Annotated in this window: 1 protein-coding gene; it reads right to left on the minus strand. The window is 34.1% G+C overall.

The window, feature by feature from the left end:
• Positions 1 to 370 (minus strand): LuxR C-terminal-related transcriptional regulator (locus CWB66_RS21745; RefSeq protein WP_215811722.1); only part of this gene is annotated, 370 nt, incomplete at both ends.

The following is a 370-nucleotide window of genomic DNA, read 5'->3' on the forward strand; positions in this document are numbered from 1 at the left end:
GATCACTAATATTGAGTTTGTTCGCTATTTTATCGTTACTCGCACCCTGCGCTATTAATTGAATTACCGATTTTTCGCGTTTAGTTAAGTTTTCGTAATCCGATTTACTAAGTACTATGTCGTCGTGCAATAAATTGTGAGATGAGGCTGAATTTAATATATCTTTGAATGCACCAGAAATCACTTTACGAGTAAACCATAGCTCGCCATCGGTTATTCTTACAAGCGCTTTAAAAATATCCTCTGCAGCATCTGAGCTATAAAAAACACCATTGAACTGGGATAATAATAAGTTTTTCTCACATACAGCACTTGATTCAAAATTAAATAAAATCACCTTATGTTGCTTAGCTAAACAAATTAATTCGGC

Origin of the sequence: Pseudoalteromonas sp. S558 (assembly GCF_005886635.1) — a bacterium.
Lineage (GTDB): Bacteria > Pseudomonadota > Gammaproteobacteria > Enterobacterales > Alteromonadaceae > Pseudoalteromonas > Pseudoalteromonas aliena.